This window comes from Erythrobacter sp. 'gip.4 top 5' (assembly GCF_056495765.1).
In genome coordinates this window covers 1,347,194-1,360,505 of the sequence record NZ_CP200270.1, presented here as the reverse complement: position 1 = coordinate 1,360,505, position 13,312 = coordinate 1,347,194, and the positions used below count along the sequence as shown (strand labels likewise).

Below are 13,312 nucleotides of genomic sequence, written 5' to 3'. Positions count from 1 at the left end.
CAGCGCGCGGGGTTCAGCCCAGCTCAACCAGCTGGACGATATATCCCTTGGCACGCAGGCCTTCGACCAACCGCTCGACCTGCTCAGCGTCGCGCGCTTCGCATTCGATGTCGGTAATCAGCCCCTTGGCTGGCAGGGTCGTGAAAATCCGCTGGTGATAGATTTCGATGATGTTGACGTTGTGTTCGTCAAACAGGCGCATCACCTTGAACAGCGCGCCCGGGCGATCCTGCAAGGTGATCCGCAGGCGCGCTAGACGCCCCTGGCGGGCCAAATCGCGCAGCAGCACGTTCGCCAAAAGGCGCGTGTCGATATTGCCCCCGCACAGCGCAAGGCCGATGCTTTTACCTCGGAACCGCTTGGGACTGCCCAGCACCGCCGCCAGCCCCGCCGCGCCCGCGCCTTCAACCACGGTCTTTTCAATCTGAAGCAGCAGCGCAACCGCCTTTTCGAGCGCAGGTTCATCGACCAGCAGGATATCGTCCACCCGCTCTGCGATCACCTTGGCGGTGAAATCGCCCGGCTGCTTGACCGCGATGCCTTCAGCCAGCGTATCGCCGCCGCACGGCAGGTTGGCGCCCTTGATCCGATCAAACATGGACGGAAACAGGCCCGCCTGCACGCCCACGACTTCGATATTCGGGTTCAGCGCCTTGGCCACCGTCGCCATCCCCGAAATCAGCCCGCCCCCGCCAATCGGCGTGACGATGCAATCAAGATCGGGCTTCACTTCAAGCATTTCCAGCGCAACCGTGCCCGCCCCTGCAGCCACATCGGGATCGTCGAACGGGTGAACGAAGGTCAGCCCCAGTTCGATTTCCAGCTTGCGGGCGAACGCATAGGCTTCATCGAAGGTCTCGCCTTCGAGCAGCACCTTGCCGCCGACGCTTTCGGTCTGCATCACCTTCACCGTGGGCGTGGTTTTCGGCATGACGATGGTGACCGGCACGCCCAGACGGGTGCCGTGATACGAAAGACCTTGGGAATGGTTGCCTGCCGAGGCCGCAATCACGCCCCGGCGACGTTGCTCGTCATTCAGCAGCAGCAGCGCATTCAGCGCGCCACGCTCCTTGTAAGCGGCGGTAAACTGGAGATTTTCAAACTTCAGCCAGATATCCGCGCCGGTGATTTCTGACAGCGTGATCGAATGCATCATCGGCGTCTCAACCACTGCGCCGCGAATGCGGGCGGCCGCGGCGCGGACGTGATCCAGGGTCAGGTCGGCCGGCGTGGCGGCGGCACCCTTGGGGCTGGCAGAGGCAGGTTGTGTCGACATGGCGACGGAGCGATTAGAGCCTTGGGGACGTAAGGGCAATCGGCCCCGCACCGATTTCGTATGCGAACGAGCCGTTGGCAAGCGTGCGGGAAGGCGATAGGCACCGCGCTCTCCCAGCATTTTCAAGGATTGTCATGCTCCGCACTGTCTCCGCCGCTTTTGCTGCTGTTTCCATTCTCGCGCTGTCTACCCCCGCATGGGCTGATACGCTGGTCGACAATGTCGATGGCGTAACACTTGACGCCGAAGGCAAGGTCAAACGCTTCAGCGCGCTGGTGTTCGACGCGGACGGCAAGGTCACAGCGGTGCTGGACCGCGGCGACAAGCGGCCGCAGGTCGATTACCGGCTGGATGGTGAAGGCCGGGTGATGATCCCGGGCATGATCGATGCCCATGTGCACGTCATGGACATCGGCTTTGCGGCAATGACACTCGATCTGTCGGACACAACCTCGCTTGAAGATGCGCTCGCCAAAATCAAGACCTTTGCCGATGCCAATTCAGGCCGCCCGTGGATCATTGGGCGCGGGTGGAATCAGGAAAAGTGGGGCCTGGGCCGGTTTCCGACGGCGGCGGAACTGGACACGGTGGTGTCTGACCGCCCGGTGTGGCTGGAACGCGCGGACAACCACGCCAACTGGGGCAACACGCTTGCCATCCAGACCGCCGGCGTCACCGCCAAGACCCCCGATCCGGCGGGCGGCAAGATCATCCGCGATGCCAAGGGCGCGCCTGCGGGCGTGTTTGTGGACAATGCGGTCGGGCTGGTGGGCAAGGTCGTGCCTGCCCCTCGCCCCAAAGACCGTGACCTGGCCTTTGCTGCGGCGCAGAAGGCGCTGCTCGCCAAAGGCGTCACCGCAGTGGCCGACATGGGCACCGAAATGCCGGACTGGACGACCTTCCGCCGCGCGGGCGATCAGGGCCGCTTGCAGATCCGGATCATGGCTTACGCTGACACGTTCGAGACGCTGGAGACCGTTGCCGGGCCAGAGCCCACCGCGTGGCTTTATGACGACAAGCTGCGCATGGGCGGGATCAAGCTCTATCTCGATGGCGCGCTGGGATCCCGCGGGGCGAGCTTGAAGGAACCCTATCATGACGATCCGGGCGCACGCGGTCTGCCCCTGCTGACCCCTGCGCAATTGCGCAACCTGATGAGCCGCGCCAGCATGGACAACTTCCAGACCGCCATTCACGCCATTGGCGATGCCGCCAATGCCGAGGTGCTCGATGCCGTCCAGGAGCTGTCAGAAAGCTACACGGGCGACCGGCGCTGGCGGATCGAACATGCGCAGATCATCGATCCGGTCGATCTTTCGCGGCTGGGCCAGCACGGCACCATCGCCTCGATGCAGCCGCTCCACCAGACCTCCGACCGGCTGATGGCCGAAGCGCGGCTGGGGCCGGACCGGCTGGATGGCGCCTATCCGTGGCGCAGCGTCATCAGCGTCGGCGGGCGGCTGGCGTTCGGTTCGGACGCACCGGTGGAACCGGCCGATCCCTTTGCCGGAATGGCCGCCGCGATCAGCCGCACCGATGCCAACGGCCAGCCTTTCGGCGGCTGGTTTCCTGAAGAAACGGTAAGCCGGGAACAGGCGCTGGCTGGATACACCTCCGGCGCGGCCTTTGCGGGCTTTGCGGAAGGTCGCTTCGGCCGCCTCATCCCCGGCGAACGGGCGGATTTCCTGCTGATCGACCGCGACCCGCTGTTCGCGTCGCCCGAAGCCTTGCGCGAAACGCAGATCTTTCAGGTGTGGATTGGCGGTGTGAAAATGACCGGCGCGGAATAGCTACTCTGCCGCAGCGCGCTCCGTCGCTTCCTCGGCCTCGCGCGCGGCCTTGTCCGCCGCGACGGCCTTGTCCTGAAAGCGCATCAGCACCAACGAGGCTTCAAACAGCAGAATCAGCGGCAACGCGAGGATCACCTGCGATCCGGGATCGGGCGGTGTCACAATCGCGGCGACTGCAAAGATGCCAACGATCACATAACGCCGCGCGCCCGCCATTTGCGTGCGCGAGATAATTCCGGCGCGGTGGAGCAGCAGCAGCAGCACTGGCAACAAGAAAGTCATCCCGAAAGCGAGGATAAACTGCATCACAAGCCCGAGATATTCCTCCGCGCTCGGCAAGGCCTGCAAGGTCAGGTTCCCGGCCTTGCCGCCATAGCCCAAAAAGAACACGAAAGCGGTCGGCATGACCACGAAATAGGCCAGCGCCGCGCCGCTCAGGAACAGCACCGGCGTTGCCAGCAGAAACGGCAGAAACGCCTTCTTCTCTCGTGCATACAGCCCCGGCGCGATGAACGCCCATAACTGGTTCGCTATCACCGGGAAGCTGACCATGAAGCCAGCAAATAACGCGACCTTGAGTTCAACAAAGAACACTTCGGGCAGCTTGGTGAAGATCAACTGGCCCTGACCTTCAGGGAAAGCGCGTTCCAGCGGCCACACCAGAAAGCCGAGGATGTCGTTGGCAAAATACAGGCACACGCCAAACCCCACCGCCAGCGCCAGCAAGGCGCGGATCACACGGGTGCGCAGTTCGACCAGATGATCGAGCAGCGGCGCACGGGTCTCGTCGAGGTCGTCAACCTTGAACATGGTCGCCGCCTTTGGGAGGAGTTTCAGGCAGTGGTTGTGCATCGGCCGGCAGGGGCTCGATCGGCGGCGGATCAAACGCAGCGGGCGGCGTTTCGGAGGCAGGCTTTTCGAGTGGTGACTTTTCGAGCGATGGCGGGCCGGTCATCACCGGAGCGCCCGCTTCAGCTTCGGTCAAAGCGGCGGACCGGCGCATGATTTCCTCGTTCTGCGCCTTCCACTTCTTTTCCATGTCCTCCAGTTCGGCCTCCCTCACCATCGTGTCGATGCCCGAGCGGAAATGGCCGGAAATGCGCCGCATCTTGCCGATCCAGCGACCGGCCACCCGCATGGCGAGCGGAAGATCTTTCGGCCCGATCACAACGACCGCGACGATGATGATGACCAGCAGTTCTGCGACGCCGATGTCGAACATGTCAGATGCGGGCGCGCCGCCTCCTCAAGACGTGGATCAGGCGCTGGTGCTGTCGTTCTTGTCCATCACGACCGGCTTTTCGGCCGGCGGCGGCGGCGCGACCGGCGGTTCGATCCGGGCCTTGGCCTGCGGCTCGTCCGGCTCGCTCATGCCCTTCTTGAAGCTGGAGATGCCCTTGCCAAAATCGCCCATCATCTCCGAGATGCGCCCGCGTCCGAACAGGACGAGCACGACAAGTGCGATGATGAGAATTTGCCAGATACCGGGTTGCATAGTTCAAGACTCATGTTGGTGTGACACCCTCTATATAGGGGGCTTATCGTGCGGATGCCAACTTTGGCGACGGATCAGCGCGCAGCAGGCCTAATGCTGGTCATCCCGATGGCCCTCGCTATCAGTCTCATCGGGATCGAAGTGCACCAAACCTTCCAGCGCGGCCTCCATCGCCCCGTCGACCGGATCGAGCAATCCGGCAGCGCGCAATTCGTCGATGCCGGGCAGATCGAGGCGACTGGCGAGGCCGAAATGGTCGAGAAATTCCGGCGTCGTGGCATAAATCACGGGCCGTCCCGGCACCTCGCGCCGGCCGGCGAGGCGAACCCAGCCGGCCTCCAGCAGCACATCCAGCGTGCCCGCGCTGGTCTGTACACCGCGAATGGACTCGATCTCGGCGCGGCTGACCGGCTCATGATAGGCGATGATCGCCAAGACTTCGGTGGCCGCGCGGCTGAGGCGGCGGACCTGTTCCTTTTCGCGGCGCAACAGATGCGCCAGATCAGGCGCGGTTTCGAAATGCCAGCGCCCGCCCCGCTCCACCAGGTGCACGCCGCGGGCGCGGTAGCGGGTTTCAAGGCTGGCCAGCGTCTCGCGCACGTCGCCAAGTGCCAGACCACCCAGATGCGCGGCAATCGCAGCGACGGTCAAAGGCACCTCGGACGCAAAGAGCGTGGCTTCCACTGCACGTTCGCGCATATCCGGTTCTTCGAAATCCCCGTCGTTCATGCCGGGGCGGCATTCTTCAGGCGGCGGATGCGCAAGGGGGCGAAGGCGCCGTCTTGCTCCAGTTCCGCCCGGCCCCGTTTGGTCAGTTCCAGCGCGGCGACGAAAGACGATGCCAGCGCGGAACGCTTGAGTTCAGGGGTGGCATGAGGCGGCAGAAAAGCGCGGATGTCCATCCATTGCAGCGTGACGCCCAGCATCGCGGTGACGCGCTCAAGCGCGCTGTCGAGCGTCATCACCTGACGATTGGCAACGTGATAGATTCGCGGCGCAGTGCGCGCCTTGACCTGGCCATAGGCCTGCATCAGAGTGAAAACATCACTCCGCCATACCGTCTTGCGGTCTGTGCGCAGGCCTTCGGGTGCGCCGCGCAGGAACACATCGCGCCCGATCCGATCGCTTCCCATCAGCCGCGCTGCTGCCTCGCGCATAGCGCCAAGGCGTTGCAGTCGCAGTTGCAGGCGCAGCGCGAGTTCCTCAGGGCTGGGGTCTTCCTGCTCGGCTTTTGGTAGCAGCATCGCAGACTTGAGATAGGCGAGCCACGCCGCCATCACGAGGTAATCGGCAGCCAGTTCCAGCTTCATGGCGCCTGCCTGCTCGACATAGGCGAGGTATTGATCGACCAGCGCGAGGATCGAGATTTGCAACAAATCGACCTTTTGCCGCCGCGCCAGATCGAGCAGAAGGTCCAGCGGGCCTTCCCAGCCATCAAGTTCGAGATAGAGCGCATCGGCCTCGGTCCTGGCCGTGTCGGGCGCGAACAGGAACGGGGCAGGATCCTCGTTCATACCGGCCTACCGGTCAGCGCCAGAAGCGCATCGCGTTTGGCCAGCAATTCGGCGGCTTGCGGCGCAATGGAGGGCGCGATGCGGGTGCCGGCCAGCGCCCGGTCCAGCCGGGCCGTCGTAGCCTCGGACATGGAGGGAAGCACATCGCAAATGCCCCGCATATCATCCATTTTTGCCCAGCAATTCAGCATGATATCGCACCCCGCCGCATGAGCACGGGCGGCGCGCTGCGGGATGGTGCCGCCAAGGGCTTCCATGTCGATATCATCGGTGAGCAGCAGGCCATCGAATCCGATCTGTCCGCGGATCACGTCGCGGATCACTTTTTCGGACAGCGTGGCGGGATTTTCTGGGTCCCACGTGGTGAAGACCAAATGCCCGGTCATGCCGATAAGCGCATGATTAAGCGTCCGAAACGGAAAAAGGTCATTGTCCAAATCGGCTGCCGACGCGGTCACAGTGGGCAGCGCCTTATGGGTGTCAACATCGGTGCGGCCGTGGCCCGGCATATGCTTGATGCAACCCGCCACGCCGCCCGCTGCCAGCCCTTCAAGCACCGCGCGCCCGATTGCAGCGACCTGCATCGGATCGCTGCCGAAGGAACGGTCCCCGATCACGTCATGCGCGCCGGGAACGCGCAGGTCGAGCGGTGGGTGATAATCCACCGTGATGCCCATCGCCGACAGCTCCAGCCCCATCGCAGTCGCATTGGCCCGCGCCGCCTCAATCGCACTGGCAGGCGCAATATCATACAATTTTTCAAAGGCCTGCCCCGATGGATAGCTGGCCCACAGCGGTGGACGCAGGCGTGCGACGCGGCCGCCTTCTTGGTCGATAGAGACCAGCAAGCGGTCGCGTCCATGGATACTCCGCAGATCATCGGTCAGGCTGCGCAACTGATTGGGCTCGACGCAATTGCGACCGAACAGGATATACCCCGTCGGATCCGCCTCACGGAAAAAAGCGCGCTCGTCAGCGGTCAGGTGCGGGCCGGAAAGGCCGAAGATTGCCGGAATCATGGCTTAAACTCGCACTCTGGCGGGGGTCTAGCAAGGGCTAGCGTGGGTCAAGAGCGGGGAAAAGCTCCACCAAAACCGACCTGCCGAACCCTTATTTGACCTGACAATCGACCCCGTCACCTTTGAGCGCAGCGCACAGCCGATCGGCTTCGGCGCGAGTGGCTGCAACCGCCTGCAAGCGATAGACAGTTCCGATATCAACCTTGCCTTCAACCACCCGGTATTTGACGCCGGACAGCACATCGGTGCGGCGGGTGATGTCGGTCCAACCCTGTTCGGCGCGGGCGCGGGTGCCGTAGGCTGCCAGCTGCACGCCAATGCCGGTCAGATCGGCGCCTGCGGGGACCGCGGCAGGCACCGTCGAGATTGAAGGTTTGGGAGCGGCGCTCGGGGCTGGCGCGGGTGCTTCAGCCACCACGGCGGGGCGCGACCCACCCTCACCCACGACCGGCGCGACATTGCCGGTGCCCGCGAATTCCTTGCCGCCCGGATCATCGGGGCGCTGTTTCACAGGGCCTTCGGGGGCAGCGATAACGCTGCCATCGGCGACTACATCGCCGCCCGATGCGCGGTGCGAGATGAACCATACGCCGCCCACAACTGCGCCCAGCACCAGCACCAGCGCCGCGCCGAACAGCATGATCTGGCTGGTGTCGAGCCCGCCCGCCTCGCTGTCATCCTCATCGGATTCAAGCCACGGCAAGCTGTCCGTATCGGCCAGGTCCAGCGCGCTGCCTTCGTCATTCAATTCTTCGTACTCGGCATCGATCATGGCGATCTTTCGCTTCCCCCCCCAAGAGACCAACGACCTCTGGGTTACATGCTTTCCACAGCCTCGACGCCCAAGACGGCGAGCCCGCTTCTGATCACTTGCCCGATTGCGTTGCCGAGGAAAAGCCTTGCCGCTGTCACTTGCGCATCCTGTTCCACGATGAAGCGCTTTTCCGGCCGGTCGTTACCCAGATTCCAGTAGGAATGGAGATCGGCGGCAAGGTCAAAGAGGTAAAAGGCAATCCGGTGCGGCTCTCGCGCACGGGCGGCGGCCTCGATCTCGCGCGGGAACTGTGCAGCGCGGGCGATCAGGGCAAGCTCTTCGGTGCCCAGCCGATCAAGGTTCGCATCAGACGGCGAATGCCCCGCCTCGGCGGCCTTGCGCAGCGTCGAGCGGATCCGGGCATGGGCATATTGCACATAGAACACCGGATTGTCCTTGGAGGCTTCGACCACCTTGTCGAAATCGAAATCCATCTGCGCATCGGGCTTGCGGGTGAGCATGGTGAAGCGCACCACGTCCTTGCCGACCATGTCGACCACATCGGCCAGTGTCACAAAATTGCCCGACCGCTTGGACATCTTGAATGGCTGGCCCCCCTTCAGCAGCTGCACCATCTGCACCAGCTTGACCTCGAAAGGCTTTGCAGTCCCACCGTCCGCGCTGGTCAGCGCCGCCACCGCCGCCTTGATCCGCTTGACCGTGCCGGCATGATCCGCGCCCCAGATATCCACCAGCGCATCGGCGATCTGGGCTTTCTGGAAGTGATAGGCGAGATCGGCCCCGAAATAGGTCCACGCGCCGTTCGACTTCTTGATCGGGCGATCCTGATCATCCCCAAACCTGGTCGAGCGAAACAGCGGCAGCTGCACGGGCTCCCAATCCTCGGGCGGGGCCTTGGCCTTGGGCGCTTCGAGCACACCGTCATAGACAAGGTCATGGCTCCGCAGCCACGCTTCGGCAGCATCAACCTTGCCCGAGGCCTGCAATTCGGCCTCAGAGGAGAACAGGTCATGCTTGATACCCAGCGTCGCCAGATCGTCGCGAATCATGTCCATCATCGCCGCGACCGCGCGGGTGCGGAACAGGTTCAGCCAGTCGCCTTCGGGTGCGGTGGCGTAGCGATCACCGAACTCGGCAGCGAGGGTTTGGCCGATGTCGACCAGATATTCGCCGGGATACAGGCCTTCGGGGATGGTGACGCTTTGCCCCAGCGCCTCAAGATACCGCAGATGCACCGAGCGGGCGAGCACATCGACCTGCGCGCCGGCATCGTTGACGTAATATTCGCGCGTCACCTTATAGCCGGCGAATTCCAGCAGGCTGCTGAGCGCATCGCCTACCACCGCGCCGCGGCAATGGCCCATGTGCATCGGGCCGGTGGGGTTGGCCGAGACATATTCGACATTGACTACGCGGCCCCCGCCCATGGCAGAGCGGCCGTAATCATCGCCAAGCGCGGCGATGGCGCGCAATTCATCAATCCATGCGTCAGGTACTAGCCGCAGGTTGATGAAGCCTGGCCCGGCAATATCGGCGCTGGTGATCGTCGGCTGCGCGGCAAGCTTGGCCGTGATGGCCTCGGCCAGCGCGCGCGGGTTCATGCCGGCAGGCTTGGCCAGCACCATCGCGGCGTTGGTGGCAAGATCGCCATGCGAAGGATCGCGCGGCGGCTCCAGCGTGACGTTGGTGAACGCGGTGCCAGCGGGCAGCACGCCTTCGTCCACAAGCTGGGTCAGCACGGTTTCGATCAACGCCGTGTAAGTGGTGTAAAGGGTAGTGGGTTGGGTCATGTTGGTCTCGTGCGATGTGCGCGGAATATTGCGCCTGCAAGATAGAAAGCGGGGTCCTGGGTCAAGTCCGCGAAGACGTTAGGTGGAATTCACCAAATGACGCGAAGACGTCGCAAGGCCGGAGTCGTAGCCGAAGGCGCAGACGTGCGCTGCACACCTGCATGGCCGCCCGCAGGTACTCCGGCGCGAAGCGACGGAAACGCACCGAGGACGCGGGCGCGGAGGCGCCCGCGCAAACCCTAACGCGTCACATTATACGCCAGCTGCGCCTCGGTCAGCTGGAAACCGACCAGCATTTCAAAACGCGTCCGGGCAATCGCGGCCTTCACTTCGGGGTCGGCCAGCGGATCGAGCGCCGCTTCAGGATCACCGGCGCGGCGTCGCTTCGTGATTTTCTCACGGATATCAGCGGGCAAGGCGGCATCGGCCCGGTTTACGAAGCTGCCGACCTTGCCATTGGCAGTGGCGCGATCCTGCCCGTCGGCAAAGGTCAGCGTTACGGTGCCCAGCCGCTTGCTCACCACGGCGCTGCCACCGCGCAAAACTGTGACAAAGTAGGGCAGTTCAACACTGCGCGCGCCGCGTGCATCGGTGCGGCGCGCGTTCACAGTAAAGGAGGCTTCGGAATAAATTTGCTCGCCGGCGTCGTTACATACGGTCCGCAGATCGGTCATCGCCGCGGACACATCAAGGCTGGCCGTGGTCGTATCCTCGGCGCTGCGAAAAGTGGTGACATCACCGGTGTAGTCCGGAATACCGACCGAGGGACAAAGGGTCAGCACGCTTGTGATACCAACACCCTCGTTCAGCACCAGTTCGCCCTCGTTCGAACAGGCAGCCAAGGCCATGGCGGCGGAAAGAGCAAAAAAAGCGGGTGCGCGAAGCTTCATCAAAGCCATCCTAGCATTTACGTTCTCGTGCGCCCTAGCGATGACGCGGGGAAAGCGCTAGAGGGAGCGATATGAACGCGCCCTTTCAAGCATCCGACGCCGACGCCGCAGCGACCGTGGCGGACCGCCCGCCTCTCAATCTCTTGATAGCCGCCCCGCGCGGCTTCTGCGCCGGGGTCGACCGCGCGATCGAGATCGTCGAAAAGGCGCTCGAACGCTATGGCTCGCCAGTCTATGTCCGGCATGAAATCGTCCATAACAAATATGTGGTGGAAGGGCTGAAGGCCAAGGGCGCGATCTTCGTCAAGGAACTGGACGAAGTGCCCGATGATGCGCCGGTGGTGTTCAGCGCCCATGGCGTGCCCAAAGCGATCCCGGCCGAGGCCAGACGCCGCGAGTTGCTGTATGTCGATGCCACTTGCCCACTGGTCAGCAAGATTCACCGGCAGGCCGAACGCCAGATCGAAAAGAACCGCCACATCATCTTCATCGGCCACGAAGGCCACCCCGAAGTGATCGGCACGATGGGACAGGTCGAGCCCGGACAGATGACGCTGGTCGAAACAATCGAGGATGTCGACAAGCTGCCGTTCGATTCCGAGGAAGAATTGTCGTACCTTACGCAAACAACTCTGTCGGTCGATGACACGCGTGAAGTGATTCAAGCGCTCGAATGGCGCTATCCGAATATCTCCGGCCCGCGCGCTGAAGACATTTGCTATGCGACTTCCAACCGGCAGGCTGCGGTCAAGGAACTGGCGCATGACTGCGAGCTGGTTCTGGTGATCGGAGCGCCCAACTCCTCCAATTCGTTGCGACTGGTGGAAGTATCAGAACGGCTCGGCACCCCCGCCAAGCTGATCCAGCGCGCCAACGAAATCGACTTCGCTTGGCTGGAAGGCGTGGAAACGCTGGGGCTGACGGCAGGGGCTTCGGCGCCCGAGGTGCTGGTGCGCGAAGTTGTCGCCGCGCTCGCACAACACCGTACAATCAGCGAAAAGGAAATCACGGCAACGGTCGAAAAGATGGTGTTCAAGCTGCCCCGCCAGCTGACCGAATAAGGCCAGGGCGCAGGTGGCGGTCTACACCCATCTCGGAGCCGAAGACCTCGCCCGGTTGATGGCACACTACGATGTGGGCGAACTGGTTTCGGCCAAGGGCATTGCCGAAGGCGTGTCCAACTCCAACTGGCTGGTGGAGACAACGGGGGGTTCAGGCGGCACCGGTGGTTCTGGCACACGCTTTATCCTGACGCTGTATGAACGGCGAATCGATTACAGCGATTTGCCCTATTTCCTCGATCTGCTCGATCATCTGGCCAGTAAGGCCTGCCCTGTGCCGCGGACGATGCATGATCGCGATGGCGCGTCGTATCGGACGGTCGAAGGCAAAGCCGCCGCGCTCATCGAATTTCTCCCCGGCGTGTCTCCCACCCGGCCCACACCGGCCCAGGCCCGCGCCGTGGGCGAGGTGCTGGCGCAGTTGCATCTGGCGGCCCGCGATTTCCCGCGAACCCGCGCCAACGCAATGGACTTTGCTGCCACGGCGGCGATCCTTGATGCCTGCGGAGCGCCAGCCTTGGCCACGATTGACGCTGGGCTGCCCGCCATGCTGGCCCACGCCCATGCTGCCGCTGCGCTTGATCTTGCTGCCCTTCCGCAGTCACAGACACACACCGATCTGTTCCCTGACAATGTCCTGATGCTGGGCGACCGCGTAACCGGGCTGATCGATTTCTACTTCGCCTGCACCGGGCCGATGTTGCTCGATCTGGCCGTCACGCACGCGGCGTGGTGCTTCGATAGCGCCAATGCCTACCGCGCCGATTGCGGCGCGGCGTTGATTGCGGGCTATCAAAGCGTCCGCCTGCTCGAGGCCGCTGAACGCCAGCTGTTTCCCGATGTCGCCAAGGGGGCGTGCCTCCGGTTCGTGGCCAGCCGGGCCGAGGACTGGCTGGATACCCCTGACGATGCGCTCGTAACCCGCAAGGATCCGATGCAATTCGTCCAGCGCTGGGAATTCTACCACCGGGCGGGCGAAGGCGTGCTTGCAGCCTGATCGCTGCCGCGCCAAAGCATCTGCCATGAAACAGGTCGAAATCTACACCGACGGCGCGTGCAAGGGCAATCCGGGCCCCGGCGGCTGGGGCGCGCTGCTGCGCATGGGCGCGCACGAAAAGGAATTGTCGGGCGGGGAGCCTGATACCACCAACAACCGCATGGAAATGATGGCCGCAATCAAGGGGCTGAATGCGCTGATCGAACCGTGCAAGGTCGATCTGTATTCCGACAGCAAATATGTGCTCGACGGGATGAACAAATGGATTCACGGCTGGCAGCGCAATGGCTGGATGAACGCATCAAAGAAGCCGGTACGCAATGCCGATCTTTGGCACGAGCTGATCGAGGCGGCACGCCCGCACCAGATCACCTGGCATTGGGTCAAAGGCCACAATGGTCATCCCGAAAACGAACGGGTTGATGCGCTGGCCAGCACCGAAGCGTCGCGGATTGCGGCGGGAGGTTAAATCCCGCCGCCTGCGCGTGATCAGCTGTTGTCCTGAACCTCGGCGCCGGGGCCGTTTTTCTTGATCGAATCAATCGCGTTCTGCGCACTGGCTTTGCTCGAATAGCCTTGCGTGGAGAACATCACTTCGGAATTGTACTTGAACCGCACGCGGAATTCGCCCGCGTTATCCTTGTAGATTTCGAATGTGTGCGCCATCGGCTGCCCCTCCCTTGTGGTTCAACAAGGTTAGAAAAT

General features: G+C 63.0%; 15 protein-coding genes. 4 read left to right on the top strand and 11 right to left on the bottom strand.

Annotated elements, in window-relative coordinates:
* Positions 1-13: 13 nt before the first annotated feature.
* Positions 14-1,276, bottom strand: a complete 1,263-nt coding sequence (locus ACRANW_RS06400) for a threonine ammonia-lyase (protein WP_479433696.1) — start codon at positions 1,274-1,276, stop codon at positions 14-16.
* Positions 1,277-1,410: 134 nt separating this feature from the next.
* Between ACRANW_RS06400 and ACRANW_RS06395 the strand changes: the two genes are divergently transcribed.
* A complete protein-coding gene (locus ACRANW_RS06395; RefSeq protein WP_479433695.1) occupies positions 1,411-3,066 on the top strand; it encodes an amidohydrolase in 1,656 nt (551 codons plus the stop codon).
* Here the strand turns inward: ACRANW_RS06395 and tatC are convergent, their stop codons facing one another.
* From tatC to ACRANW_RS06350, 9 genes are all read right to left on the bottom strand, one after another.
* On the bottom strand, positions 3,067-3,876 hold the full coding sequence (gene tatC / locus ACRANW_RS06390) for a twin-arginine translocase subunit TatC (RefSeq protein WP_479433694.1): 810 nt from the start codon (positions 3,874-3,876) through the stop codon (positions 3,067-3,069). It abuts the gene before it with no gap.
* Positions 3,863-4,288: a Sec-independent protein translocase protein TatB gene (tatB, locus tag ACRANW_RS06385; protein WP_479433693.1), complete on the bottom strand. Its 426-nt coding sequence runs from the start codon at positions 4,286-4,288 to the stop codon at positions 3,863-3,865. The genes tatC and tatB overlap by 14 nt, the downstream gene beginning before the upstream one ends.
* A gap of 36 nt (positions 4,289-4,324) precedes the next feature.
* Positions 4,325-4,561, bottom strand: a complete 237-nt coding sequence (tatA, locus tag ACRANW_RS06380; protein WP_479433692.1) for a twin-arginine translocase TatA/TatE family subunit — start codon at positions 4,559-4,561, stop codon at positions 4,325-4,327.
* A 90-nt stretch (positions 4,562-4,651) separates the two neighbouring features.
* A complete protein-coding gene (scpB, locus tag ACRANW_RS06375) occupies positions 4,652-5,290 on the bottom strand; it encodes an SMC-Scp complex subunit ScpB (RefSeq protein ID WP_479433691.1) in 639 nt (212 codons plus the stop codon).
* The gene (locus ACRANW_RS06370) at positions 5,287-6,075 is read right to left on the bottom strand and encodes a segregation and condensation protein A (protein ID WP_479433690.1); all 789 of its coding nucleotides are present in this window, start codon (positions 6,073-6,075) and stop codon (positions 5,287-5,289) included. Before ACRANW_RS06370 ends, scpB begins: the two co-directional genes overlap by 4 nt.
* Positions 6,072-7,094, bottom strand: a complete 1,023-nt coding sequence (nagZ, locus tag ACRANW_RS06365; RefSeq protein WP_479433689.1) for a beta-N-acetylhexosaminidase — start codon at positions 7,092-7,094, stop codon at positions 6,072-6,074. Before nagZ ends, ACRANW_RS06370 begins: the two co-directional genes overlap by 4 nt.
* Positions 7,095-7,185: 91 nt before the next feature.
* The gene (locus ACRANW_RS06360) at positions 7,186-7,866 is read right to left on the bottom strand and encodes an SPOR domain-containing protein (protein ID WP_479433688.1); all 681 of its coding nucleotides are present in this window, start codon (positions 7,864-7,866) and stop codon (positions 7,186-7,188) included.
* 44 nt (positions 7,867-7,910) lie between these two features.
* Positions 7,911-9,659 carry an arginine--tRNA ligase gene (gene argS, locus ACRANW_RS06355; RefSeq protein WP_479433687.1) on the bottom strand — a complete coding sequence of 583 codons (1,749 nt, stop codon included), beginning with the start codon at positions 9,657-9,659 and terminating at the stop codon, positions 7,911-7,913.
* 239 nt (positions 9,660-9,898) lie between these two features.
* On the bottom strand, positions 9,899-10,549 hold the full coding sequence (locus ACRANW_RS06350; protein WP_479433686.1) for a hypothetical protein: 651 nt from the start codon (positions 10,547-10,549) through the stop codon (positions 9,899-9,901).
* A gap of 71 nt (positions 10,550-10,620) precedes the next feature.
* Between ACRANW_RS06350 and ispH the strand changes: the two genes are divergently transcribed.
* From ispH to rnhA, 3 genes are read left to right on the top strand one after another with little or no spacing between them, the layout of a single operon-like run.
* Positions 10,621-11,610 carry a 4-hydroxy-3-methylbut-2-enyl diphosphate reductase gene (ispH, locus tag ACRANW_RS06345; protein WP_479433685.1) on the top strand — a complete coding sequence of 330 codons (990 nt, stop codon included), beginning with the start codon at positions 10,621-10,623 and terminating at the stop codon, positions 11,608-11,610.
* A gap of 13 nt (positions 11,611-11,623) precedes the next feature.
* Positions 11,624-12,607, top strand: coding sequence for a homoserine kinase (locus tag ACRANW_RS06340; protein WP_479433684.1), 984 nt, complete (start codon positions 11,624-11,626; stop codon positions 12,605-12,607).
* A gap of 25 nt (positions 12,608-12,632) precedes the next feature.
* Positions 12,633-13,076, top strand: coding sequence for a ribonuclease HI (gene rnhA / locus ACRANW_RS06335; RefSeq protein ID WP_479433683.1), 444 nt, complete (start codon positions 12,633-12,635; stop codon positions 13,074-13,076).
* Between the two features lie 20 nt (positions 13,077-13,096).
* Here the strand turns inward: rnhA and ACRANW_RS06330 are convergent, their stop codons facing one another.
* Entirely contained in the window at positions 13,097-13,273 is a 177-nt protein-coding gene (locus ACRANW_RS06330) for a YegP family protein (protein WP_479433682.1), read from the bottom strand.
* Positions 13,274-13,312: the final 39 nt, after the last annotated feature.